This window comes from Lederbergia lenta NBRC 16444 (assembly GCF_001591545.1).
GTDB lineage: Bacteria > Bacillota > Bacilli > Bacillales > Bacillaceae_C > Lederbergia > Lederbergia lenta.
The window spans coordinates 1,000,437-1,025,702 of record NZ_BCVC01000001.1 but is presented as its reverse complement, the minus strand read 5'-3'; the positions used below and the strand labels follow the sequence as shown (position 1 = coordinate 1,025,702).

Annotated in this window: 21 protein-coding genes, 1 pseudogene and 2 riboswitches; of the genes and pseudogenes, 3 read left to right on the top strand and 19 right to left on the bottom strand. The window is 35.8% G+C overall.

What is annotated here, in order from left to right; all coding sequences use genetic code 11:
- Positions 1-14: 14 nt before the first annotated feature.
- From BLE01S_RS04715 to BLE01S_RS04670, 11 genes and pseudogenes are all read right to left on the bottom strand, one after another.
- The gene (locus tag BLE01S_RS04715; RefSeq protein WP_066137705.1) at positions 15-1,421 is read right to left on the bottom strand and encodes a DHA2 family efflux MFS transporter permease subunit; all 1,407 of its coding nucleotides are present in this window, start codon (positions 1,419-1,421) and stop codon (positions 15-17) included.
- A gap of 202 nt (positions 1,422-1,623) precedes the next feature.
- Positions 1,624-2,571 (bottom strand): bile acid:sodium symporter family protein, encoded by a 948-nt coding sequence (locus BLE01S_RS04710; protein WP_066137703.1) that lies wholly within the window; start codon positions 2,569-2,571, stop codon positions 1,624-1,626.
- 661 nt (positions 2,572-3,232) lie between these two features.
- Positions 3,233-3,427, bottom strand: a pseudogene (locus BLE01S_RS21360) (MetQ/NlpA family ABC transporter substrate-binding protein); the annotation flags it as partial.
- 12 nt (positions 3,428-3,439) lie between these two features.
- Positions 3,440-3,616 carry a hypothetical protein gene (locus tag BLE01S_RS21025; RefSeq protein WP_197713569.1) on the bottom strand — a complete coding sequence of 59 codons (177 nt, stop codon included), beginning with the start codon at positions 3,614-3,616 and terminating at the stop codon, positions 3,440-3,442.
- A 121-nt stretch (positions 3,617-3,737) separates the two neighbouring features.
- The gene (gene metE / locus BLE01S_RS04700) at positions 3,738-6,026 is read right to left on the bottom strand and encodes a 5-methyltetrahydropteroyltriglutamate--homocysteine S-methyltransferase (protein ID WP_066137701.1); all 2,289 of its coding nucleotides are present in this window, start codon (positions 6,024-6,026) and stop codon (positions 3,738-3,740) included.
- A 40-nt stretch (positions 6,027-6,066) separates the two neighbouring features.
- Entirely contained in the window at positions 6,067-7,920 is a 1,854-nt protein-coding gene (locus BLE01S_RS04695; RefSeq protein WP_066137699.1) for a bifunctional homocysteine S-methyltransferase/methylenetetrahydrofolate reductase, read from the bottom strand.
- The gene (metC, locus tag BLE01S_RS04690) at positions 7,904-9,079 is read right to left on the bottom strand and encodes a cystathionine beta-lyase (RefSeq protein ID WP_066137697.1); all 1,176 of its coding nucleotides are present in this window, start codon (positions 9,077-9,079) and stop codon (positions 7,904-7,906) included. The genes BLE01S_RS04695 and metC overlap by 17 nt, the downstream gene beginning before the upstream one ends.
- A gap of 94 nt (positions 9,080-9,173) precedes the next feature.
- Positions 9,174-9,283: riboswitch (SAM riboswitch) on the bottom strand.
- A gap of 485 nt (positions 9,284-9,768) precedes the next feature.
- Positions 9,769-10,767 (bottom strand): 4-hydroxythreonine-4-phosphate dehydrogenase PdxA, encoded by a 999-nt coding sequence (gene pdxA, locus BLE01S_RS04685; protein WP_066140895.1) that lies wholly within the window; start codon positions 10,765-10,767, stop codon positions 9,769-9,771.
- Positions 10,768-10,787: 20 nt separating this feature from the next.
- Complete coding sequence (locus tag BLE01S_RS04680) at positions 10,788-12,077, bottom strand: four-carbon acid sugar kinase family protein (RefSeq protein WP_066137695.1); 1,290 nt, start codon at positions 12,075-12,077, stop codon at positions 10,788-10,790.
- 70 nt (positions 12,078-12,147) lie between these two features.
- The gene (locus BLE01S_RS04675; protein WP_066137693.1) at positions 12,148-13,125 is read right to left on the bottom strand and encodes a 2-keto-3-deoxygluconate permease; all 978 of its coding nucleotides are present in this window, start codon (positions 13,123-13,125) and stop codon (positions 12,148-12,150) included.
- Positions 13,126-13,279: 154 nt separating this feature from the next.
- A complete protein-coding gene (locus BLE01S_RS04670) occupies positions 13,280-14,977 on the bottom strand; it encodes a sigma-54-dependent Fis family transcriptional regulator (RefSeq protein ID WP_066137691.1) in 1,698 nt (565 codons plus the stop codon).
- A 151-nt stretch (positions 14,978-15,128) separates the two neighbouring features.
- On the opposite strand from BLE01S_RS04670, the gene BLE01S_RS04665 reads away from it, so the two are divergent.
- Together BLE01S_RS04665 and BLE01S_RS04660 are read left to right on the top strand one after the other, a co-directional pair.
- A complete protein-coding gene (locus tag BLE01S_RS04665; RefSeq protein ID WP_066140892.1) occupies positions 15,129-16,385 on the top strand; it encodes a YeeE/YedE family protein in 1,257 nt (418 codons plus the stop codon).
- A 257-nt stretch (positions 16,386-16,642) separates the two neighbouring features.
- A complete protein-coding gene (locus BLE01S_RS04660) occupies positions 16,643-17,359 on the top strand; it encodes a 3-ketoacyl-ACP reductase (protein WP_066137689.1) in 717 nt (238 codons plus the stop codon).
- Positions 17,360-17,506: 147 nt separating this feature from the next.
- On the opposite strand, the gene BLE01S_RS04655 is transcribed toward BLE01S_RS04660, so the two are convergent.
- From BLE01S_RS04655 to BLE01S_RS04635, 5 genes are all read right to left on the bottom strand, one after another.
- Positions 17,507-17,962: a DUF2663 family protein gene (locus BLE01S_RS04655; protein WP_066137688.1), complete on the bottom strand. Its 456-nt coding sequence runs from the start codon at positions 17,960-17,962 to the stop codon at positions 17,507-17,509.
- A gap of 76 nt (positions 17,963-18,038) precedes the next feature.
- Positions 18,039-18,791, bottom strand: a complete 753-nt coding sequence (locus tag BLE01S_RS20695; protein ID WP_066137686.1) for a LysM peptidoglycan-binding domain-containing protein — start codon at positions 18,789-18,791, stop codon at positions 18,039-18,041.
- Positions 18,792-18,816: 25 nt separating this feature from the next.
- Complete coding sequence (locus tag BLE01S_RS04645) at positions 18,817-19,389, bottom strand: CPBP family intramembrane glutamic endopeptidase (protein ID WP_066137684.1); 573 nt, start codon at positions 19,387-19,389, stop codon at positions 18,817-18,819.
- Positions 19,382-20,845 carry a RecQ family ATP-dependent DNA helicase gene (locus BLE01S_RS04640; RefSeq protein WP_066137682.1) on the bottom strand — a complete coding sequence of 488 codons (1,464 nt, stop codon included), beginning with the start codon at positions 20,843-20,845 and terminating at the stop codon, positions 19,382-19,384. Before BLE01S_RS04640 ends, BLE01S_RS04645 begins: the two co-directional genes overlap by 8 nt.
- Positions 20,842-21,897 carry a YpbB family protein gene (locus BLE01S_RS04635; RefSeq protein ID WP_066137680.1) on the bottom strand — a complete coding sequence of 352 codons (1,056 nt, stop codon included), beginning with the start codon at positions 21,895-21,897 and terminating at the stop codon, positions 20,842-20,844. The genes BLE01S_RS04640 and BLE01S_RS04635 overlap by 4 nt, the downstream gene beginning before the upstream one ends.
- Positions 21,898-22,164: 267 nt before the next feature.
- Between BLE01S_RS04635 and BLE01S_RS04630 the strand changes: the two genes are divergently transcribed.
- Entirely contained in the window at positions 22,165-22,413 is a 249-nt protein-coding gene (locus tag BLE01S_RS04630) for a ferredoxin (protein ID WP_066137678.1), read from the top strand.
- Between the two features lie 72 nt (positions 22,414-22,485).
- Here the strand turns inward: BLE01S_RS04630 and BLE01S_RS04625 are convergent, their stop codons facing one another.
- From BLE01S_RS04625 to BLE01S_RS04615, 3 genes are all read right to left on the bottom strand, one after another.
- Positions 22,486-23,067 (bottom strand): ECF transporter S component, encoded by a 582-nt coding sequence (locus BLE01S_RS04625; protein ID WP_066137676.1) that lies wholly within the window; start codon positions 23,065-23,067, stop codon positions 22,486-22,488.
- A gap of 158 nt (positions 23,068-23,225) precedes the next feature.
- Positions 23,226-23,364: riboswitch (FMN riboswitch) on the bottom strand.
- Positions 23,365-23,471: 107 nt separating this feature from the next.
- Positions 23,472-24,638: an RsiX family anti-sigma factor gene (locus tag BLE01S_RS04620; RefSeq protein WP_066137674.1), complete on the bottom strand. Its 1,167-nt coding sequence runs from the start codon at positions 24,636-24,638 to the stop codon at positions 23,472-23,474.
- Positions 24,631-25,164: an RNA polymerase sigma factor SigX gene (locus tag BLE01S_RS04615; RefSeq protein ID WP_066137672.1), complete on the bottom strand. Its 534-nt coding sequence runs from the start codon at positions 25,162-25,164 to the stop codon at positions 24,631-24,633. Before BLE01S_RS04615 ends, BLE01S_RS04620 begins: the two co-directional genes overlap by 8 nt.
- Positions 25,165-25,266: the final 102 nt, after the last annotated feature.

Sequence of the window (25,266 nt, the reverse complement as noted above, 5' to 3'; positions counted from 1 at the left end):
GCATATTATTGTATTTATCCCCGATCGTTTTTATCTCTAAGCATAAAGGAAATTGGCAGTGCCAATATAAGCGGGATGAGCGAATAAAGAAATACATCTCCAGCAGCTAGAGCGGATGCGGCAGATGCATTGTCCCCTGTTTGTATATAGGAAGAAGATCTGAAAGCGAGCAATGCTGAAAAAAGTGCGATCGATAACGATGCAATACACTGACGAGTCCAGTTATTCAAAGCGGATGCGTACCCAGTTATATCCAATGGGATAGAAGACATACCCGCATTGGTGATTGGCATGTTACAAAGCGCAATACCAATATAGCGAATTGATGTCCAGATAATAATGTATAAAGCAGTTGTTTCTATCGATAAGTTTCCCATCATATAAGTCCCTATTATCATAATCGATATTCCTGAGACAATCAGTCGAACTGGGCCAATTTTATCATACAGTTTCCCAGTTACTGGAGTGATTATTGCCATCATAAAGGCTCCCGGCATCATAATCATCCCCGTTTCAAATGCGCCAAGTTGAAGTGATGTTTGCAGAAAGATCGGCACTAAAAAAGCTCCAGCATATAAACCGATCGATAACACGGCGTTTAAGAATAAACTATAAGTGAAACGCCGATGTGATAATACAGTAAAATTTAAGAGTGGAAACTCGACTTTAAGTTCCCTTCTGATAAATAAACATAACAGTAGTATACCAGCACTTATAGTGAATAACGTTTTCCAATCCAACCATCCCCATGACCCTGCTTCCGCAAATGCCGTTAATAATAAAATACTGCCCCCGAATGAAAATAGAAGTCCTGGGAAATCAAATGGTGTTTTGCTTCCCTTTACTGTAATTGGAAGGAATTTTACAGCAGCAACAATCGCTGCTATCGCGATTGGTAAATTCAAATAAAATAACGCGCGCCAGTCGAATAAATCAATTAAAAACCCAGCAAGAACTGGACCAATTGCTGGCGCAAGTACCGCCGACAAACTCCATAGACTCAAACCATATGCTTGCCTACTCTTATCAATTGATTGATATATAAGCGTCATCGTAGTCGGCATTAAAATACCACTACACACTCCTTGCAGCATTCGTGAAACAATTAACACCTCGACTGTCCAAGAAAATATGCAAGCCAGTGAAAAAACAAAAAATCCACATAATGCTCCGATATAAACTTTTTTATACCCAAATCTCGTTCCAAACCAACCAGCAGAAGGAGCGGCTGCACCAGCTGCAAGCATAAATCCCGTAACCGTCCATTGAGCCCTTGGCAGCTCTGCCGAAAATTGTTCCATTAAAGAAGGTATCGCAACATTCACTGTCGATGTGTTCATTACCGCCAAAAAGTTACCGAAAAAAACAGCAAAAATAATCGACCAAAATGCCTTTTCATTGACTTTAGGCTTTTCTGCCATACTGTCACCTGATTTCTATATAATTAATCTTTCTAAGGTAATATAAAGTGAATTACCACAATAAGATTTCCATTTCTATAACTTAATTAAAATTAGTTATTCCCTATCATAAAGAGAATATCTCACATCATAGAATTGTTAATGTATGCAATAGAAAAATATTTCAACCCATTTCAAGAGTTATTTATTTTTTCAAGCTTTTTCACATACCGCTCGAGTCTGCTCCTTCCAACTTATTAAAATAGTTGGCGATATGAGCACCTATCGATAAATTGAATATCATATTTAAAATTGGGGCAATCGCACCAAGCTCTCCTATAAATTTAAAAGCCAAAATAGCAGCAAGTGATGTATTACATAATCCCACATGGAATAATATTGCTCTGCTATCTCCTTCACTAATATGAATTTTTCTAGCAATGAAATAAGCAGCTACCATCGGAAGTATTACTTGTAAGAATGTCGCAACTGCTATTAGAGGAAGTGAGCTTATTTCAGAAGAAATGGTATCTTTCCCACCACCTACAATCGTATGGACGATTAATAATAATGCAATAGAAGAACCAAATTTTGTGGCAGATTTAGAATACACCTCAGAACCTGGCCAAGTCTTTTGAGTAAATAATCCAATACCTAGTGGTAGAACTACGATCAATAGAAATGATTGTAATAAACTAAAAAAGGAAATATTTATATGTTCATTAAACATTCCCATCATAGAAAGTGGTGCAACAATTGGACTAATCACTACATCTAAAAGTGATGCTGCAATGACTAACGATGTATTTCCACCTGCTAAAAAGGTGTAGACTGTTGCTGAAGTGGCACTTGGTAGTGTTCCTGACAAAATCAGCCCAGCAGCAATTTCTGGCTTGGAAGCAAAGAAAATATATGCAAGGCCAATAGAGATAATGACGGAGATCGTCCATTTTAGTATAGTTGCTGCCAGTAACTCTCTTTTTTTTGTTCTCATTTTTTTAAGCGATGCAATATTCATAGATAAACCTGTAAAAAATATCACGACCCCAAGTAAAAAGCTCGGAACCCATGTTGCTACTTTCCAATAAAATGGTGAAAAATAAGTTCCAATAGCTACTAATAAAATGAGGAATGGTAATTTTTTAGAAAGTATATTACTTATTAGCTTCATTTCTCTTACTAGCCTCTTTTCCATCTCTAAAACCTTATTATGTAATAACGTAACACACTAGATAGCCATTTCGAAAAATCTCGTATTTTCTTAGTTTTTATAGTGGCTCTCCCTTTACCTTCTTTACGAATATTCATTATACTCTCTTTTTCTTCAAAATAAAGCAAGTCCCATCGGTCATAAGCTCCTGATGGGACTTGCTAATTTTTATGTCATTTTTAATTCCTCAGGAATAAACCAGTAATTTTCTTCATTATTTTCTTCATTATACATTTTAAATTCATCAGTTTGATATGCGTCTATTACATCTTGGGCCCCTTGGGTATCCTAGTTTGTTTCGTCCACAACACGCAACTAATTCTAATTGTTTTAACACATCCTCTGATACTAAACTAGTTGCAGGATCGGAGTCGGCGGAGTAAACGATACTTCCTGGTATAACTCCGTAGTCCAAGTCAGCTAAACCACGGGTAATTTGTGCGGAGTCTATTTCTATTATATCTAGTTAAAATGGATTTTCTTCCATATCTTTTTTACCTACATTTACCAATTCAATCCCTCCCTTAACTTAATCAAATCTACTTTCTCGAGAAGGGCATAGGCTCGGGCGGCATTTGAAGGATCCTTTGGAATGCCAATTACACATCTTCTGCTATGTCAGCTAAGGCGCTCTTTTCCTCTGGAAAAATCCCGCTGGTACCATTGGAATCGGTGTTAAACTTGTAAGTTTAGCACCTCTTACCTTATTAAATTTACTAAAATAAGCAGTATGCTGATCCATATTAAGATCTATTGATCCTTCATTAATCGCAACATTTACAAGTAGTAACTCGGAGAATTTAACAACTTTAATTGTATAACCTGTTTTCTATGAAGTCGGTTTCACTGCATTTAAAAATAGCTCGCTATACAGACCTGACGATGTTCCAACATTGATTATTTTCTTTTCTGCCCCAGCTGCAGATTTATTATTACTATTACAAGCCGATAAAATAAACATTGTCAAAATTAAGGTGGATAATAATATTATTTTAGGTTTCTTCATTTTTCACCTCTTCTCAAAATATTAACTCTTTTGGAATAGTCGTTTTTAAAACAAAAGCTCTGTGAATGCTCAATAGCACTCACAGAGTTTAAATGGATCTGTTCATTTCCGTATTTCTTAGTTAATTATCTTGAACAGCAGCAAATTGCTCATTTCTTACTTCAATTGCAGCTTCAACCATTAGTTTCAATGCGGCAATCGTTTCTGCTTCTTGTCTTGTTTTCAATCCGCAATCTGGATTGATCCAAAATTGATTTGCCGGTATTGTTTTAAGTGCGCGGTTAATATTTTCTTTGATTTCTTCTTTACTTGGCACCCGCGGACTATGAATATCATATACACCGAGGCCAATTTCTTTGTCGTATGTGTTATCCTCGAACGTTGAAATTAGCTCGCCATGACTTCTAGATGTTTCAATGGAAATGACATCTGCATCTAAACCGCTGATTGCATCGAATATATCTCCGAAACTCGAATAGCACATATGTGTATGAATTTGTGTGCTATTTTCTACTGAAGCTGTCGATAATTTAAATGCATAAACAGCTGCATCCAAATATTCATTCCACTTATTTCGTTTAAGTGGCAGCCCTTCACGAAGTGCAGGCTCATCAACTTGAATGATTTTTATATCATTTTTTTCTAACTCTTCTATTTCACTACGTAACGCAACCGCAATTTGATTCAATACATCATACCTAGAAATATCATCCCTTACAAATGACCAGTTTAAAATGGTTACGGGACCAGTTAGCATTCCTTTTACTCGTCTATCTGTTAAAGATTGGGCGTAGATACTTTCTTTCACTGTCATTGGTTCATCAAAAGATACCTCACCAAAAATAAGTGGTGGTTTTACACAGCGTGAACCATACGATTGCACCCACCCAAACTTTGTTACTTGAAAACCATTCAATTTTTCACCGAAATATTCAACCATATCTGTACGTTCAAATTCACCATGTACTAAAACATCAATTCCGATATCTTCTTGGATCTCAATCCATTTTTTCGTTTCCGCTTCAATATATTGTTCATATTCACGGTCAGTAATGTCACCTTTACGCCATTTCAACCTTTGCTTTCTTACTTCTGTTGTTTGAGGCAAGCTTCCGATTGTTGTTGTTGGCAATAAAGGTAGTTGTAATATTTCCTTTTGAACTGATATTCTTTGTGAAAATGGTAATGCTCGATCAGCACTCAATTCACTTGGATTAATTTGACTAGCTGTTTTTTTACGGTATTTCGAATTATTTAATGTATCGATTGCTTGAACACTATTCTCAAGTTCTTTTACGATGCTTGCTTTTCCATTTTCTAAACCTTTAGCAAGAGCTACAACTTCTTCTAGCTTTTCATCTGCAAAAGACAATGCATCTTTAATAATAGGATCTAGCAATTTTTCCGAACTTTTCGTTACGGGTACATGAAGTAAAGATGAGGAAGGTTGAACAATAATCCGATCTTTATCTACTATTTGCTTAATTGTTTCTAAAAGACCGAGCTTATTTTCCAAGTTTTGACGCCATACGTTTCTTCCATCAATAACTCCGGCAGCAAGAACCTTGTCCTTGGGGAAACCATATTGACGTAGAGCATTAAGTGCATCACCATGGACAAAGTCTAGGCCAATACCCGCAACTGGTAGGCTCACTATATCCTCATAGAAATCAACGGATTCAAAATATGTTTGAATAATAAGATTAATTCCCGGAATAGCCTGAGCAATAGTTTCATACGCTTTTTTAATTTGTTCAAGATCTGAGCTCGTTAAATTTGTACCCAAGATTGGCTCATCCACTTGAACCCACTGTACACCTGCTTCTTTTAGCTCCTGTAAAACTTGGATATACAAAGGCAAAAATGTGTTTAATAGTTTAGGAAAGCTTTCGTCTTTATAACCTTTTCCGAGTTTTAAAAATGTGATCGGGCCTAATATTACCGGTTTACCTTCGATACCTAACGCTTCTTTTGCTTCTTTATAAAAAGTTAATGGTTTATTTTCAGTTAAAATTGGTTTTACATGATCAAATTCAGGAACAATGTAATGATAGTTTGTATTAAACCATTTTGTCATTTCTGATGCGACAGCATCTTTTGTTCCACGCGCAATCGCAAAATATGTTTCCAAAGCTGATGTTGCTCCGCTATTTTGAAATCTTGTTGGAACGACACCAAACATGAGCGATGTATCCAACACATGGTCATACAAGGAGAAATCTCCAACTGGGATGAGGTCGATCTCTTTTTCTTGTTGCTTCTTTAACCCTTGTAAACGCAAGGCTTTCGTTTCTTTTAAAAGCTCATCCTCTGTAATCTTCCCACTCCAATATTTCTCCAATTCCTTTTTCCATTCACGTTGTTCCCCAATTCTTGGATAGCCTAAATTTGAACTAAATACTTTTGTCATTTTATTTCCCCCAACTTCTATCAAATTTTTAAAAAAATTATTAAATCACAAATTGCGATTTTTTACTTTTAGCTAATTCCTTTTCTTTCCTCTGAATATATTTTGTTAATTCAACAGTTAAGTCATAACGGATAAAGGGAGTGATTAGGTAAATTCCATTAAAATGTTCCATCGCTGTATCAATTAGTTCCTTGGCGATTGATAATCCCTCCTGTATTGCTCGATCTGATGACTGTGCAGTTGCTGCCATCCGTAAACGAATTTCATCAGGCAATTTGATACCAGGTACCTCATTATGCAAATATTCTGCATTTCTAGTAGAAACGAGTGGCATAATTCCAATATAAATCGGTGCAGTAATATGTTTGGTAGCCTCACTCACTTCGATAAGTTTTTCCTCACTAAAGACTGGTTGTGTAACAACATAATCTGCCCCATAGCCAATTTTTTTCTCTAATCGCTCCACAGCTCTCCCAACATTCCGAACATTCGGGTTAAAGGCTGTGGCAATATGAAAATTTGTTTTTTCTTTGAGTGATTTACCCGATAAAGAAATTCCTTCATTAAATTGTTTAATTAGCTTAATAAGCTCAAATGATGTGACGTCATATACAGATGTCGCTCCCGGAAAATCACCAATCTTTGTTGGATCCCCTGTGATCGCTAATAAATCTCGAATTCCTAGCGTATGTAAACCCATTAAATGTGATTGTAAGCCAATTAAATTTCTATCACGGCATGTGATATGGACGAGAGCCGGCAAATCAATTTCTCTATTCACAATAGAAGCCATTGTCATATTACATATACGTGGTGAGGCAAGCGAATTATCTGCAAGCGTTAGACCATCAATTCCCACTTCTTTGAGCGCCCTTGCCCCTTCAAAAAATTTCTTTGTATCTAAATGTTTCGGGGTATCTAGCTCTACGATGATCGAACGCTTCGTTTTCACTTTCTCAAATAAAGTTTGGCCATCCTGCTGTGTTATTTTTGCTACCTCTATTGTTCTTTGCTTTTTCACCTCCTTTTCCTTTAGTGGCTTCAATCCTTTTATTCCTTCTGATAAGGCCCTAATATGTTCTGGTGTAGTTCCGCAGCATCCACCGATTAAACGGACTCCCTCATCACGAAAATTGCGTGCGAATTTTTTAAAGTAATCTGGCTCCGTTTTATAGAGAAGTTTTCCATCACGGTATTCAGGTGAGCTCGCATTCGGATAGACGGAAAGATAAGCTTTTTGAGGGATTGGAATAGATTCCAATGCTTTTACCATATGATAAGGACCTAATCTACAATTCACCCCAATTATATTTGCCCCTAAATCTTCTAAGCTTACTATTGCATCTGACAAATGAATCCCATTTTCCAATACACCAGGCTCATGCATCGACACATTTGTAATAATTGGCAGATCTGTTTCTTCCCGAGCAATTTTTAATACAGTCGTTAATTCTTCCAAGTCATAATATGTTTCGAGTAAAAGTCCATCAACACCTCCGAGTAGTAGACAGTAAAGCTGTTCTCTAAAGCTACGTTTTATTTCTTCTGTCTTACCAAAACGTATACCTGAACCGTGAATCCCACCAATCGTACCAAGAACATAAGCATCGTTTCCTACAGTCTCTCTTGCAATGCGAACAGCTTCACTATTGATCCTTTTTACATTTTCCTCCAACCCATATCTTGATAGCTTGATATAATTAGCACCGTAAGTATTCGTTTGAATCACATCGGATCCAGCATCAAGGTATGCCCTATGAACTCGAGCTACCTCTTCTGGATGAGTAAGATTTAACTCTTCAAAACAGCGATCAATTCCATGTGAGTAAAGTAAGGTTCCCATCGCACCATCACCAATTAAAATTTGCTCTTGTAAACTAGATAGTAGCGTCAACAAGTTTACCTCCCTTCTCTATTTTCAATAGTGTCTGCTCAATATCTCTAATTAAATCATTAGGATCTTCCAAACCAACAGACAATCTAAGTAACCCATCTGTAATTCCGCGTTTTTCCCTTTCATCTTTTGGCATTGCTGCATGCGACATTTTAGCAGGATAGGACAGGATCGACTCCACGCCACCGAGACTTACTGCGAATAAAGGGAGTTTAATATTTTCCTTGAATTGCCGTACTGCATTCTCATTTTCCAGCCGAAACGAGAGTACCGCTCCGGCTGAAGATGATTGATATTTATGAATATCGTACCCTGCATGCGTTGATATCCCTGGATAATAGACATGTTCTATTCCTATTTGACTATTTAAATATGTAGCAATTTTTGCTGCTGATTGAGACGATGCTTCCATTCTCACATGTAAAGTTTTGATCCCTCGTAGAAGTAACCATGAATCATATGCGCCTAAAATTCCTCCAAATGAATTTTGTGAAAAAGCTAACTGCTCGGCCAATCCTTCCTCCTTCGCAACAGCTAACCCAGCTATGACATCACTATGGCCAGAGAGAAATTTCGTTGCACTATGGAGAATTAAATCAGCACCTAGTTCAAGCGGTCGTTGGAAAACAGGTGTCATGAACGTGTTGTCAACGAAAGTGAAACAATTATTTGCTTTAGCTAATTTAGAAATACCACGAATATCTGTGATTTTCAGAGTCGGATTTGAAGGTGTTTCAATATAAATCACTTTTGTATTCGATTGAATCGCGGCAGCAACTTGATCAAGATCTGTCGTATCAACAAATGTATGCTCAATACCGTAACGGTCTAATACTTGTGATACTACTCTGTATGTTCCACCGTATACATCTTCCGAGACAATCACATGATCATTTTGTGATAAAAGTAAAAATGCAGTAGATATAGCTGCCATCCCTGACGCAAACGCAAATCCCTGTATACCATTCTCAAGAGAAGCAATCGCATTCTCTAACACTTCACGGGTCGGATTTTGTGAACGACTATAGTCGTATTTTCCATATTGATCAAAATCAAATTGGTGAAATGTAGACGATAGATAGAGTGGTACATTCACGGATCCAGTATTTGGATCAATACTCGTCGAATCTTGAATTATTTTTGTTTGCAAAGTTGTCATTTTCCCATCCCCTTCAGTTCTTATTCATGAGAAGGATTTTCCCAACAAAAAGAGCCTTCTCAACAAGAAGAAGACCCTAAAAATCACAGGTTTCTTCTCATCTCTCAAGTTGTTTCCAACTTGCTGGAATTAGCACCTTTCCGTAATTAAACGGTGGTTGCTGAGGTGTCATAGGGCCATTCCCTCAACCTCTCTCGATAAGAATAAAATTGTACATATTTGGTTTTGTTAATACTTAACAAAGGATTAACACTCGCTTTCGAGTAAATCAAAAGACCATTTTCATACAATAAAAAAACAACCAGAAATACGTCTCTTAATAAAAGGGAGTATTTCCGGTTGTCCGGTCAGTACTGTATATGTGATTCATTCGTTTTTCGTTTGTTAAGTTAATTTGTATTATAAACATGTATTTTTTATAAGTCAAGATCATTTTTAAAAGTAATGCAAATATTTCATGTGAGTCATTTTTCAAGGTTTATAAAAGGCTGCTTTTCGGTGAGCTTCCCCGTCGATGCGCCACAGGATCTCACCCCTGACGATGATCGCCACCTTACATTCGATCAACTTTTTTATCAATCTTTTGCTTCTACAAAAACTTTTTAATGTGCAACAATCTTTTAGAAAGGAGCCCTATAAACGGAAAAGCCTTCCGATTTTTTACAGAAGGCCCTTTGCTATCTATTCTTTTAACGTTTTTTTGGTGCTAATTCAATTGCAGAGTTAATAGCTGCTATCATGCTTTTTGAGTCGGCAATATTTTTTCCCGCGATATCAAATGCAGTACCATGGTCTACTGATGTTCTAATAATGCCACCTTTTAGACCTACTGTAATATTTACACCTTCTTCAATCCCCATTACTTTTATGGGAGCATGGCCCTGGTCGTGATAACAAGCGACAACCATATCAAAATCTCCTCTGCCAGCACGGAAAAACAACGTATCTGCTGGATGAGGACCAGATGCATTCATTCCTTCTTGTTTCGCTCTTTCAATACCTGGTATTAATTTCTCTTCTTCTTCTCCATTTCCGAACAAGCCATTTTCTCCAGCGTGAGGATTAATCCCACAAACAGCAATACTAGGATTGTCAATTCCCGCTTTTGATAGGGTATCATGAGCTAGTTTAATTACTTTATATGTTCGTTCAGGCGTAATACTCTGTATTGCATCAATCAATCCCATATGAGTTGTTAGATGTATAACCCTTAAATTAGGCGTTGTTAACATCATTGAAAAATCTTCTGTCTCCGTTAAAGCAGCTAAGATTTCTGTATGACCTGGATACAGATGTCCGCCTTTATGCATCGCTTCTTTATTTAATGGTGCTGTACAAATAGAATCAATCATTTGATCTTTCGCTAATTCCACTGCTTTAGCTAAATATTGATAGGCGGCATTTCCTGCTTCACTAGATACTTCTCCGAACGGAAGATCGATAGGCAATAAATCTAAATCAAATACATCAATTGTTCCATATTGGTTCTTTGCTTTTGATATATGGTCAATAGAATGAATGGCCAAATCAGCATTTACAATTGGTTTCACACGTTCAAGCATTTTGGCATCACCAATAACAACAGGCTGACATTTATCATAAATAGTAGGATCCATGAGTGATTTAACAATAATTTCAGGGCCTATGCCTGCAGCATCTCCCATTGTAATACCAATAATAGGTTTCACAAAATTTGTTGTATCCATAATTAAATAGCTCCTTTTAATTTATTCATTGCATCTATAAATACTGTTTCTTTTCCGAATCCACCAGCTTTTGTTATGACAAACATATCATCAATACCAATAAAGCTAGAAATTGGTACACCGATTTCTAATTCATCGTATAAGTGGAATCCTTTTACATCCCATAATTCACTTACTTGTTTAGCGGTGTCTCCACCCGTCATAACGATTCCTTTAAATAAATGCTCTTCGATTAATACAGAGATAATTCCACCTAACATATGAACAATTTCATTGCTGGTCTCTGTATGATTAAACCCTCTCGATTCTCCAATCTCGCGAGCTTTTCCTATATCTTCTTGATTACCCGATGTATATATTACTACGTCTAATCCTTTTTCTGCTGCTTTTTTTGCTTCTGAAAAAACCCTAGACATTTCTTGTTTTCGTGTTTCTTGTTCCATAACCGCATAATAGGACGCCATTTCAATACCGACAATATTAGGTTCTTTTAAAAGTAAACGCAACTGTTTACGTGAATTAATATTTACACTCCCTACTATCGTTAAGATTGGATCTTCATGTCGCGGAATCTGCAACGTTTTATCTTTCATTGTTAGGCCATAGTGAGCTGGAAGGTAATTAGCCAAACCTGCGGAACCTACCCATGAGATTGTATAATCCAACATTTTGGTATAATGCAAAATGGACTCTAGGTCTTCTTCCATTTCAGAATCAACGACAATATAAGATATATTCATTTTCTTAAACTCTTCTAGTTTTTTCCGGATCGCTGTTTCCCCTGCTCTTAATGTGTGCAGTTCTATGTTCCCGACATCTTCCCCTAGCTCTTTACTTAATAAAGTAGGGATATGTGACTCTGTAACAGGTGTTTTAGGGTCCCGAGCAATTTCAGTTTGATTTAATAAAATTCCATTTAAATAATGATGACCTTTACTTACAGTACGACCGTTTTTAGGATAACCCGGTACAATAAATAAAAAATCTGTGTTTAACACTTCTTGAAACGCCTTTATCTCAGAAGCGATATTTCCTCTCATCGTAGAATCAATTTTTTTATAAAGATGATTAAACCCATGATTAGTAAAATACTCTGTAACTTCCTTCACTTTTTCATACGCTTCTGATTTACTTATAGAGCGGCTATTCGTATCGAATACAACTGCTTCAGATTCTATTAATGTTTCTTTATCTAATGCCAAGAATACCGATGTTTTCAAACCATATTTAGCTAATTGTACTCCGCTATCATTGGCCCCTGTTAAATCATCGGCAATAATTGCTAATCTCATCTTACACACTCCTCGTTCATAAAAATAGAGAAAAAGCTATTCAAGAATAGCTTCTCTTTTACTAAGCGATTTAAAGGAAATCTGTTTCTGCCTTTTTCCCTTTTCGTTCTAATCTTTTCACTAAGAAGCCGATGAAAAGAGGCAATAATATAGCTGTCGTCACAACGCTTGCAGCCACCTGGACAGTTGCTAAATCTACATTTGTAGCAAAGGCTGGACTTGCAGCAGCAATAACTGCTGGTGTCGCTACAGCATTCCCTGCAGTAGAACCTTCTGAAGCTCCAACAACTGGATTCCATTTAAACATTTTAAATACAAGATACCCTGCTGTTCCTGTCAATAATACTGTAGCAACTCCTAGAAGAACTCCAGATAGTCCACCTTTCAAAATTGCTTGAAAATCGATGTTCATCCCAAGAGCAAAGGCAAAGAATGGAATTAACATATCACTGCCTTTAGTAAAGAATGCTTCCATTTCGCTATCTAAATTTCCAATAACCATCCCAATCACGATTGGTAATAATACCGATATGAATGATGTGATCGAAAATAAACCGTCAACAAATCCCATTGCTCCAAAGATGGATAAAGCGATCATCGTAAGAAATGGTCCATCATTTAAAGCTAAAATAGAATAGGCGGCTTTATCATCTGATTTGCCATATTGACCAACTAATGCAACATACAGTCCGCCATTACTATTAGTCATTGCTGCAATAATTGCAATCGGTGCTAAACCAAGAAATAATCCTTGTGTTCCTGCTACTGCATAAGCAAGTAAACCAACTCCTGCTCCTACAATCCACTTAACTGTTAAAAGCGTAGCCCCTTTTCCTAGAGAAACACCAACATTTCTTAAATTAATTTGTGCGCCTGCACAAAATAGAAATAATGCGATAAGCGTGCTGGCACCGTTTACAAACAGTGCTTCCGTGAAATTACCTATTCTTAATAGATTAGGAGCTATTGTATTAATAGTAGCCGCGATTAATAAAGGTACTACCATCATCCCGCCTGGGATACGATCAAGTGTTGCTTTCATTCTCATCTTGTTTTCCTCTTTTCGTACGTAATAATTGATTGATAATGCTTACATTTATTATTGTACGATCAATAGGTTAAAAATGCAACATAATAATTACATAAAATAATAATAGTTTAATTTTGCAACACTAAGTGCGAAAAAAATACGCAAACTTAAATTATTCTTTAAGTTTGCGCCATAATGTTGCTCTGTTTATTCCTAATCGTTTTGCTGCCCGGGTTTGATTTTGTTGTTCTTCCTCTAATGTCGCTAAAATAATCTGCTTTTCTATTTCTTTTAATGTTCCATTGGTTAACAAGAATCGAAAGTCTTGATTAGCATTATTTAATAAAAGCTTTTTTATTGCTTCCGTTTCAATTACATATCCTCTTTCATTCATTGCGACCGTTTTTATGCATCCTTTTAGCTCACTAACATTCCCTTTCCACTGATGATTTTGCACTAAATCTAATGCTTCTTTTTGTATTCGGACAGGATGAGTTGCTAGAGACTGATTGTAATAAGCAATAAAATGCGTCACTAATTCGGGAATATCCTCTTTACGTTCCGATAAGGAAGGCACGAATAAAATATTTATTTTAGAAAGATTGTCATTCGGTAATTTTTCTATTTGAATAGATTCAGACGACATAACTAAAAATAGATTTCTAACCTTACAAAATTGGATGAGTTGTTCAATATTTCCTAAAGTTAATTCATTCGTCCAATGAATGGAATGAAGATATATTGTTTTAACATCTCTAAAAATGCATGTATTAAGCAAATACAAATCCACATTGCGACAATCGATATAAGCTATATACCCCTTTTTTACATGTAGGTTGTGTATGTAATGTGCTAAAAGCGCCTTACCTGTACCTTTTTCTCCAACTAAAAAAATTGGATGCCGGGCCATATCGTGGTTATTTATATTTTTAAGTAAATGCTGCATTGCTTCACTTTGGTGAATAATATTCTCTGTATTTCCATTTTCCTTAATTTGAAGCCACCCATAATTACTCCATTCTTTTATTCTTTTTTTAATAGATAAAACGGCAACTTTTTGATCATTATCATCTATTAATTTACCTGATACCTCTAAATGATGTTTTTCTTTTGGAATGGTTTTTGATAAAGATCCATCTGTGAATACCTCATTTATTAGCATATCTATATCTTCTCTATTCAATGGTCTTGAATCAAATGAATTCCACTCTTCAAAGATAAATTCCCCAGTCTGACTGATCATACATATGTCTTTTTCATTTTCCATTAAAGTCTGACGCATTAAGCTTATCAAGTGCTGGGCTTTTCTATTAAAATTATAATCTGAAAGGGCTGCTTCGAATGCTGCATAGATCGCTTCTCTTCCGGAATGAATTAATAATCCTTCCACTCCGTATTTAGTTGATGTTTCAACTGTTACTACATCCCCTATAATTTTTTCATATCCTTCATTTTTCAATTTAAGAATAAGTGGCCCTACTTCTTCTGCTGCTTCAATCGTATAAGCTCTCATCGGTAACTCTAACAAATCAATAATAGACTGGGCCCCCATTGTTACGTTAGAAAAACCAACGATTGCTTTTTTTCCGTGAAAATCATTCGCAAGAGTGAGCGCACGGAGCATATCATATCCCGACATATGGACATCAATGACTAGGATAGAAACAGCTTTTCTAATCATTTTAGCAGTCCCACCACGGCTAATTATTACTTGGCATCCTTCTTTTTCTGCTTTTTGAGCGATTTTTACTCCCTTTTCTAGATCGCCAACATCTATATGTATATCCAAATCAGGAAACTTATCAATACATTCTTTAACTAAAGGTACCATTGCTGAATATGGGGTTATTACATGTGTTTTGATCTTCATTATACCCACCTATCTTTTTTCTTCTTCACTTAATTCTTACCATAATGATCATCTACTTTCAATAATCAAAGTGTTTACAGTCTAGCTTCCACATACTATAATAGTATTAGATTTTAATTCATACTAATTTGATAAGAAAAAGGTGATTGAAATAGCACAAACGAATGTATCTCCATTAACAAAATGGAATCAAACGCCAACAACTATTACAACAGAACTCAAACCTGTTCAAAAACCACTTGTTGTTATTGGCATATTTGCAGCCATTATTTTATTTATTTCCATTGTCATTGTCACAAACATGACTCAAGGTCTATTGTTTATTATTGGTCTTCTGCTAGGTATGACCTTATTACATGCACGCTTCGGCTTTACATCTGCTTTTAGACGGTTGATGTCGGTTGGCAATGTACAAGGCTTACAAGCACATATGTTAATGCTTGCGATCGCATCTACTTTATTCGCACTTATACTTGCTAATGGTTTTAGCTTTACAGGAATTACACCTACTGGATATGTGTCTCCTGTGGGGATGAGTGTTTTATTCGGTTCATTTATTTTCGGAATCGGTATGCAGCTTGGTAATGGGTGCGCCTCTGGAACATTATATTCAGTTGGTGGCGGAGCATCATCAATGATTTTAACCTTGATCGCCTTTATTGCAGGGTCTCTGTTAGGGGCCTACCATTTCACATTTTGGATGGAAGATACACCTTCCTTACCACCTATATCACTTGCTGAATCTACTGGGTTAGGCTATTTTGGAGCTTGGTTGCTCCAAATGATATTATTTGGAGCTATATACTGGATCACGACCAAAATTGCAAAAAAGAAAAATCCACCGATGATGAAACCACTTCCTACCGTACAAGGATTTAAAAAAATTATTCGTGGTTCTTGGCCCCTATTTGCAGCAGCGATTATTCTAGCTATATTAAATGCATTAACATTAACAATCAGAGGTAATCCTTGGGGCATTACTTCCGCTTTTGCTTTGTGGGGTGGAAAAGCGCTTATGGCAGTGGGAGTTGATGTCACAAGCTGGGGCTATTTTTCAGGAGCAAATGCGACTGCGCTTAGCCAAACTGTTTTAGCAGACTCCACCAGTGTGATGAACTTCGGAATTATTTTAGGCGCATTTATTTCGGCGGCAGCACAAGGCACATTTAAACCTAAAAAAATAAAGCCGGGGATTGCTGGAGCTTCCATTATCGGTGGAGTTTTAATGGGATATGGCGCTCGACTTGCATTTGGTTGTAATATTGGAGCTTATTTTGGTGGTATTTCTTCCTTTAGTTTACATGGTTGGGTTTGGATGGTTATGGCAATGCTTGGAACATTTCTTGCTTTGTTCATCCGACCACTCTTTGGACTTAAAAATCCAAAACCAACAGATTCAATTTGTTAAAACGAAAATACGTTCGATTTTTTAAAACCTTCCTTATACTGGGAAGGTTTTGCATTTATTAAGATAAGATATCTAAAATTAAAAGAAATTCGGTAAGTAATGGGACTATTTTTGTTTTTTCTAAACAGGAATGATAGTTCCTTACGAAAATGCCAATATATATATATATAAGCTAATTATTTAGGAATCTTATTGTGAATTTGATATACTGACTTATGCATTACAAACAGATGACGCTTATAGAAGGAGAATATATTATGCAAAATTTACAAGGAAAGAACGCATTGATTACCGGAGGCGGAAAAGGTATTGGACGAGCTACTGCCATCGCTTTTGCTAAAGAAGGTGTTAACGTAGGATTGATCGGTAGAACGTTCTCGAATCTTGAGAATGTTGCTAAAGAACTTGAAGAGTATGATGTGAAAGTTACCGTTGCTGTTGCTGATGTGTCCGATAATGATTCTGTTGTCGCTGCAGTCGATCATATCAAATCTGAACTCGGATCTATTGATATTCTAATCAATAATGCCGGTATCGGAAAATTCGGTAAGTTCCTTGAGCTTTCACCAGAAGAATTCAAAAACATTATCGATGTAAATTTAATGGGTGTTTATTACGTTACAAGAGCTGTATTACCTGAGATGATTGAAAAGAATGCTGGAGATATCATTAACATTTCCTCTACCGCTGGACAAAAAGGTGCACCTGTAACAAGTGCATATAGTGCTTCAAAATTCGGTTTACTCGGGCTTACTGAATCACTTATGCTCGAAGTAAGAAAACATAACATCCGTGTGAGTGCACTGACTCCAAGTACAGTCGCTACCGATTTAGCTTACGCTGAAAACCTTACGGATGGCAATCCTGAAAAAGTAATGCAACCGGAAGATTTGGCAGAAGTTATGCTTGCACAGTTGAAATTACACCCTCGAATCCTTGTGAAGTCTGCTGGATTATGGTCAACGAACCCTTAATTTATATCGTAATTTGAATCGCCTGCCAATACTTTTGGCAGGCGATTTGCTTTTATAAGTCTAGCCAGTAGGATTGGATAAGGAAAATTATTTGAATTGAATATAATTACACTTTTCTTATCACAAAAAGCAAGTAACTGCATATCGTCACTTGCTTTCATGGTAAAGGTTTATATCATATGTTGATTTCAGGTACTTATAAACTTTATGGCGCTCTCCCCAACTATCATTTTTCCAGAGATCCTTACTTTTGTCGATAATCTCACATCTTAGTTCATGAAATTCTTTTTCTGCTTTTTCCTTTTTATCAAAATATATTTTTACTGATCCAAATAATAAAAAACCACAAAAAAGAAAAAATAAGATAAATTCATTTGCTAAAAAAACCGAAAATATATCTAATAGTGTATAACTATATGGTTTAATTATTTGTGAATAAAGCACATATAGTGCAATGAATCCATATAACATAGCTATTATAAGCAATGTAAAATGAATGGTTTTATAGCGAGTGTGCTTCACTCTTTTATTAATTAAGCTCTGCAACATTTGCTTTGTTACTACATCCGTGTGTTCGTCCATCATTAGAAGAAATGAATCCATGAATAGCTCCTCCAGACTCGTTTCTTCTATAATTATGAACTAAAAAAAAATTTATGAACTTTATTATTTTTCATTGTTATTTTGGGATGACTAACTTTTGGCCGACGGATATCTCATTACCTGATATTCCATTTGCTTGTCGAATTTTTTCTATTCCACTTTGATTCTGATAGTAGTTCATCGCAATTCGATATAGTGTTTCTCCTTGCTGAACAGTATGATACTCCATTTGTTGTTGCTTATTTTCTTCCTCTTTCGCCCTGCGTTCAGCTTCTTCTTGTGCCTTTTTTTCTGCTTCTGCTTTGTCTTTCGCTATTCTTTCAGCTTCCTCTTTTTCTTTTCTCTCAGATTCTTCCTTAGCTTTTCTTTCTGCCTCTTCTTTTGCTTTTTTGTCCGCTTCTTCTTTCGCTTTCTTTTCTTTTTCTGCCTTTATTTGTTCCTCATCGGCTTTATTCTTGTCGTCTGAATCTTCATCGTCAGACTTTTGTTTTTCCTCTTTATTAGATGAATTATTAGTTGTAAATGAGATCTCTTCCCCTATACTGTTCACTATTCCAGACGCAGTAGAGTTATCTTTTTTTGTAATAATATAATAGCTGATGGAGCTAATAGGCAATAATAATATTATTAGCAACAATATAAATGGTATAGATACTTTTCTTTTTTCTTTTTTAGGTTGTTTATTATTTTCCTTTTTAGGTTGCTCAATAGGCTCTTTTTTACTATTCTTTTTCTTTTTGTATTTATGACCGTGAAGATCCACTCTTGATGTCTGAGAAGCTAGTGAGTGTTTTTGTGTTTCTTGCAGATCATTTTTCTTTTTTGTCATCTAAAATCCCTTCTCCTTGAATGTATTAGGATTTACTTCGCCTAATATACAGGCCAAGAAAAAAATCAATTGTAAAATGCATAGATATTGTTGCCAATAACTGTTGCCCCGACCATATATATATGTAGCCAAGAAAAAAACTTAATATTATTACGTTAGCAAGTAAATACCAATGTTTCCAATAACGGATATGGATGAGTGCAAATATAAGGCTTGCTATAAACACACCAAACTGAGTTTGAATAACACCACGGAACAACATTTCTTCTGCTAGTGCTATAAATAGAGAAACTAAAGCAATTTTCCAAACAGGCATGTTGGAAAATATCTTCTCGTTGAGCCCCCCGTCATCGTAATAACGTTTAGGCAGTGTTTTCATTAATAATAGATCAATGAAAACTACAAATAAACCAGATAAGAAGCCAATTACCATCCAAGTTAAATCGAAATGGAATAATTGTAAAACATCGGATAAACTTGAAAACATAAAGAAACTTAGGATGATAGACATCAATAATAATAGAAACTGTGTTAAATATAAGTGAAATTCTAATTCTTTCCCAGTCATTTTTTTCATTAATTCATCTTGTTTATTCATTTACAGTAGCCGGCAACAGCAATTGCTGAAGAATTTCTTCCCAAGACAATATTTGTTTATCTATTTGTTTGGTTGTATCTCGATAATGTGTAATATCAAATCCACATAGATCACAACATAAATTAGGTGGTTGTTTACTGTCTTCCCCAAATAAAGCTAATATATGACTTCGTCTACAATTTAATTCTTCCAACCAATTTTTCATTTGCTTCAATTTTTTCATTTTATGATCAATACGTAGATCTCTTGCATTTTTAATATGATCTACCATCTCTACTCGATTTTTTATAGATGTAAAATGATGTTCTAAAAAGCGTGTTTGTGTTTCGCTCATATTTACATTTGACATTAATTCTTCTTTTCTATTAGAAGCGATCATAGCAACATACGATTCTATATGGCTATCGTCAGGAAGCTCATAATTCATTAATTGGTAATGTAAGTGTTCATCACCAGGACTATAAAGTAAAATTGCTATACTGGCTTCCCCATCCCTGCCAGCTCTACCGATCTCCTGCACATAAGATTCCATTTGACTAGGCATATGGAAATGAATGATAAAGCGAATATTTTCTTTATTTATCCCCATTCCGAAAGCACTTGTTGCACAAATTATATTTAATTGGTCATGTATAAATTGCTGTTGTATTAAGATCCGTTGTTCTTGATCCATTCCACCGTGATAAGCCGCAACTCCGCCTATTCCCTGGTCACTTAAATAATCAGCAGTTTCCTCCGCAAGGCGTTTACTGGAAAAATAAATGATTCCTGGCTTTTTTAAAGATGTCGCATGCCTTAACAAACTTTTCCTTTTTTCGAAAAAACTATTCGTTTTTTCTACGAGGATACTGATATTATCTCTATCAACGGAATAAATAAATTCATCGGTGTGATGAAGTTGCAAGAATTCTTTAATGTCTTCACGAACTTCTTTCACTGCAGTTGCTGTTAGTGCTAATGCAGGTGGATTTCCAATTTCTGCTCTCACATGACCTAGATTTAAATAATCAGGCCGGAAGTCATGACCCCATTGGGATATACAATGCGCTTCATCAATCACAAATAGGGAGATATTCATCTTCTTTAATTTTTCTCTTACTTGCAAAGACCGAAGCATTTCAGGTGAAACATACAGAAATCTATACTCTTCCAGGTTTCTTATTACATTTCTTTTCTCATCTGATTTGAGAAAAGAATTTAAAGCGACTGCTTTACGCTCTCCCATCATGCGTAGTTGCTCCACCTGATCATGCATTAAAGATATTAATGGAGAAATAATAAGCACTGTACCCCCAAGTAAATATCCTGGCAATTGATAACATAAGGATTTTCCCATTCCAGTTGGTAACATCGCTAAGACGTTTTTTTTATCAAGAACAGCGTCTATCACTTCTTCTTGCCCTGTTCTAAATTCAGAAAAACCAAACATCTTTTTCAACACATCATATTTGTTCATATTCTTTCTCCTAACCTAGCCAATACTAGCCGAATTTGAAAATATGAGACATGTTCAATGTTTTCCATGATCGGTTTTAGCTTTTTCTTACCAAGTAGTTTTACAGCCTCTATAATCTCTTCTCTTTTTTGAGAATCTATCAAATGATCTATTGAAAACTGTTGATCCATTAGTGCTATTTCAATAACATGGTCTTCAATCGTACTTCTTCTTAACCTGCGTACCTTAGCAACCTGATCAATCGTCATATTATTTTGAAGCAGTTCGTATGTCTTTAATGTTGATTTAGTGTACGGAACTGATTGGAATATATCTGAAATAATGATATGTACTAGTGGAAATTTTTCTTTTTGATTGATTGTCTGTTCAATGATGAAATGAAGCGCATTTAGAAATCTAAAATGACATTCGGTTTCTTCCATCCTTAATGTATCTGCAACTTGCTTATTAGTCATTCCTATTAATTGGCGGCCGGTTAGCCTTAATACAACCAATAGTGGGTTATCCGGGAAATTCCCAGAAAAGATTTGATGCAATTCAGCATATAAATCTGCTGATAGGTTTCTTCTTCCACCTTGATACTTTTTCAGAAATTGCTTGATCCATTTATAAACGTCAGGATCTCTCTGAATAGCTTGATAACGATTATCTTGATGATTTAGATGAGAAACCGTTTGAACAAGCAATGTGAGTCTTTTCCACAATAGAATGGCTGTATCTTGATACTTCCACCCATTCAGGTGGGGAAGTTTAGGTCCCTGATACAAAATACTTCTTAACTTTTCCTCTCCCAGTTCTGTTACTTTATATTTTTGCGAATCATCTAATTGAAATATAAAACCGGATTCTGCCAACCATGTAATATTAAAATTATAGTCCATACGATTCATTTGAGGGATCGTTTTAAAATAATGATCAAGTTGAAAAAGATGGGCATCTTGAATAGTTTGGGAGGATTTTTTACCACTTAGCAAATGATAAATAGAATAAATTGTTCTTTCCTCATTAATTTTTCTTAAACATTCCAATATCACAGCTTGCAAAAAAGTCATGATTATCGGTTCCCCTCTTACGTTTCATTGCATTAATTTTATCATGAAAACAGTCTTTCGACTACTTCTATCTTATTTCTCCAGAAATCGCCATAATTTACTTTCTTCATAACTAAATAGAAAAAGTTTTAATTAATTATACTGATTAGGCAATTTTTGTTGAAATGTTCATTGCAGAACATTAATATAATAGATGGGGATACTAATGTTGAATATCCATTTTCCAAAAAAGTAAGGTATAATTGAGTTAGAGTAGGAGGTTATCCCATGCCAAAATACACCATAGTGGACCAGGATACTTGCATCGCATGTGGAGCTTGTGGAGCTGCAGCGCCTGACATATATGATTATGATGATGAAGGAATTGCATATGTTATCCTTGATGATAATAAAGGGACAGAAGAAATCCCAGAGATTCTTGAAGAAGATATGATTGATGCTTTTGAAGGGTGCCCAACAGATTCAATTAAAGTGGCAGATGCACCGTTTGATGGCGACGCTTTGAAATATGAATAGTATAAACTAAAGCCACTCATTTCTTGAGTGGCTTTGTTATAACATAAAAGTAGCGCCACATTGGCGCTACTTTTATGCGTTTTTATATGTTTTCTGTTTATTTAGCCATACTTGAAGCCGACTATATAACAGGAGAAAAATCATCGTTATTAAAAGGCCTTTAATCACATTAAATGGTAGAATTGCCGCCACAACAACTTGACGCATCGCAGACGTGGACATTGGATCCCACCCTAATAAAATAGTGTACGCTGGCAATACCCATAAATAATTCATGATACTCATAATAATTGCCATCACAATTGTTCCGGCAACCATAGACAGCGCTAAGCCTTTTTTCATTTTCAAGTGTTTATGAACATAATATACCGGTAAAACAAATGTAACACCCGCTAGAAAATTAGCCATATTACCTATCGGCAATCCAGCTTCACTTCCAATCATTACGTAATCTAACACATTTTTAAATAATTCTACCAATACAGCAGCAAGTGGACCAAACAATAATGCAGCGATTAATGCAGGTATATCACTGAAATCTACAGTCAACCATGCCGGAAACGGTGGAATAGGAAATTTGATCAGCATTAAAATAAAAGATAGACTGCTCAACATTCCAATTGCAACAAACGATTTCACACTAAATTTCTTCATACTTCCTCTCTCCTTAGAGATTCATCTCTTCTTGAAGAGAGGTTGACCTCTGTTAATACATATCCAAATAAAAACCCTCAAAGAAAGATTCTTTGAGGGAGAATTATCAGGCATGCTTTAACAAGCGTTCAAAACCTGCATTTTGAACACTAGGCAACCTCCATCTTCTCCCATCCAGACTATACTGTCGGCTTTGGAATCTCACCAAATCCTGCCTTAAAAAAGGCTCGCGGGCTTATAAGCAAATACTGCCTCATTACCGCCGGTCGGGAATTTCACCACGCCCCGAAGATGAATCGTATTTTATTGTACATAGAAATTATACACTATTTCTTTACAATTGTGAAGGACTAAGCATCTATTTCTACAAATACCATCTATCCATAGGTTGGTTCTTGCGTTGGCTATCTTATTGTCAGATTAGCGGAGTAAGGAACATCTATAGGCCTATTAAAATCAAAGCCTTGCCAAACCAATGGCTCAATGTTTTCAAATTGGACAGTTTTATATCCATATTCTTTTGCTGTTAATAACATCCCCTCGATCATTCTGATTTTAGCAGCTACATCTCCTTCATCAAGCAATAACCTTTCATTAAATGCTATGAGCGCTTCTCCATTCACATTTTCCCCGGCTGAAAATGTCACTTCTTTCGGAATTAAAGTCTGGTAAAAATCATTAGGCGGTTTTTTCATATTGGCAACTGCGTCAGAAAAATGAGCAGACTCTAATTTGAATGGAACAAGATAGCTACTAGCATTCATTCCTGCTTGTTTATACAGGTAATAAGCTTTTTTAGCTTTATTTCTAAGATCCAAATTAGGTATGATTCCAAAAGCACCAAGCTCAACTGGCTCATTTTCTCCATTAATAAATGCTACTTTTTCAACATCTTGTAAACCCACAGTGTACTCGATCATTTCCATTATTTGCTTTTCATATTTAAGGAAAAACTCCTCGTTATTAGACGTTATTTTGACGTGCAAGATTCTACGATCTTGATCATAGGACATTGCCGATAATAACGGCGATAAATCTTTAAACCCTAATGCCTCCCAATCAATTAGTTGCGCGGATGCTTTAAAAGTAGACAACCAGTCTCTTTGAATCTCTTCTGTCCTAATGCTTATTGGAATGACAATAGCATCAGCTGTAACAACACCTAACGTAACGATAGCGTTTGTTTGTATTTCCTCGTTATAAACAGAAGTAATCATATTCGGCTCTTCAGACGATTGAATTATCTCAGATTCACTTCTATCCATATTCCTTTTCGTCTGAATAGACCTATCGGCCTTCTCCTCAGAAACAATTGAAAAATCCTCCTGCTTCGCTTGTTCCGTATTAAACTTTCCTTTATACTGTTGGATTAACATTGGAGTTGTAAATGCAAAGAGCGATACTACCGCTACCATAGCTAAAGCCGGAAGGACCATTGCTTTCTTTTTCTTTCTTTGCATGCCATTTTTCACTCTTTGGTATACGTCATCCTTAGATCTTTCATCCTCTATATGGGGAAATTTCTCTAGTAGTTTTATTATTTTTTTATCTATTTCATCCTTATTATTCAACTTCATCGCCCTCCTTTCTCCGTACATTCTCCATTAGTATTTTGAGGGAATTTAACGCTCGATGTTGAGTAGTTTTTACTTTGCTCACGGACCAATTCAATACTTCTGCAGTTTCAGCAACCGAAAAACCATTCAAAAACCGCATGACAAGTACAAGACGCTGGTTTGTAGAGCATTTATCTAAACAAGAATATAAATAGCGGATATCTTCATTTTTTAGTACTTCTTCTTCAGGTAGTGCCGCTGTATCTTTCATTTGATGCAGATCCCAGTCAAATTTTTCGTATATTCTTTCTTTCCATCCTTTTTGTTTACGAAAATGATCCATTGCAACATTTTTCGCGATAGAAAATATCCAGGTTTTTTCCGTGCTTTTCCCTTCGAACTTTTGATAAGATCTTATCACCCTAATATATACTTCTTGCACTAAGTCTTCCGTTTCTTCACGACTTTTTAGCATATAAAATAAAAAACGAAATAAATCTTGATGGTACTTTTCATATATATCGTGGAAAACGGAGTCCATGTATTCCCCTCCCCGTCCATAGTTAGTCGTATAATCGATTAATAAAGTTACACTAAAAATAAAATATATTATCACTGATCACTTTACATGACCTTATAAATA

Excerpts from the sequence above, each read along its gene's own strand:
- BLE01S_RS04675 (WP_066137693.1), bottom strand. The coding sequence starts at position 13,125 with ATGAGAATGAAAGCAACACTTGATCGTATCCCAGGCGGGATGATGGTA.
- BLE01S_RS04680 (WP_066137695.1), bottom strand. The coding sequence starts at position 12,077 with ATGAGATTAGCAATTATTGCCGATGATTTAACAGGGGCCAATGATAGC.
- BLE01S_RS04635 (WP_066137680.1), bottom strand. The coding sequence starts at position 21,897 with ATGACTTTTTTGCAAGCTGTGATATTGGAATGTTTAAGAAAAATTAAT.
- BLE01S_RS04625 (WP_066137676.1), bottom strand. The coding sequence starts at position 23,067 with ATGAAGAAATTTAGTGTGAAATCGTTTGTTGCAATTGGAATGTTGAGC.
- BLE01S_RS04655 (WP_066137688.1), bottom strand. The coding sequence starts at position 17,962 with ATGGATTCATTTCTTCTAATGATGGACGAACACACGGATGTAGTAACA.
- BLE01S_RS20695 (WP_066137686.1), bottom strand. The coding sequence starts at position 18,791 with ATGACAAAAAAGAAAAATGATCTGCAAGAAACACAAAAACACTCACTA.
- BLE01S_RS04715 (WP_066137705.1), bottom strand. The coding sequence starts at position 1,421 with ATGGCAGAAAAGCCTAAAGTCAATGAAAAGGCATTTTGGTCGATTATT.
- BLE01S_RS21025 (WP_197713569.1), bottom strand. The coding sequence starts at position 3,616 with ATGAAGAAACCTAAAATAATATTATTATCCACCTTAATTTTGACAATG.
- BLE01S_RS04645 (WP_066137684.1), bottom strand. The coding sequence starts at position 19,389 with ATGAATAAACAAGATGAATTAATGAAAAAAATGACTGGGAAAGAATTA.
- BLE01S_RS04670 (WP_066137691.1), bottom strand. The coding sequence starts at position 14,977 with ATGAAGATCAAAACACATGTAATAACCCCATATTCAGCAATGGTACCT.
- BLE01S_RS04710 (WP_066137703.1), bottom strand. The coding sequence starts at position 2,571 with ATGAAGCTAATAAGTAATATACTTTCTAAAAAATTACCATTCCTCATT.
- BLE01S_RS04615 (WP_066137672.1), bottom strand. The coding sequence starts at position 25,164 with ATGGACTCCGTTTTCCACGATATATATGAAAAGTACCATCAAGATTTA.
- BLE01S_RS04630 (WP_066137678.1), top strand. The coding sequence starts at position 22,165 with ATGCCAAAATACACCATAGTGGACCAGGATACTTGCATCGCATGTGGA.
- BLE01S_RS04660 (WP_066137689.1), top strand. The coding sequence starts at position 16,643 with ATGCAAAATTTACAAGGAAAGAACGCATTGATTACCGGAGGCGGAAAA.
- BLE01S_RS04640 (WP_066137682.1), bottom strand. The coding sequence starts at position 20,845 with ATGAACAAATATGATGTGTTGAAAAAGATGTTTGGTTTTTCTGAATTT.
- metC (WP_066137697.1), bottom strand. The coding sequence starts at position 9,079 with ATGACAACTTTGCAAACAAAAATAATTCAAGATTCGACGAGTATTGAT.
- metE (WP_066137701.1), bottom strand. The coding sequence starts at position 6,026 with ATGACAAAAGTATTTAGTTCAAATTTAGGCTATCCAAGAATTGGGGAA.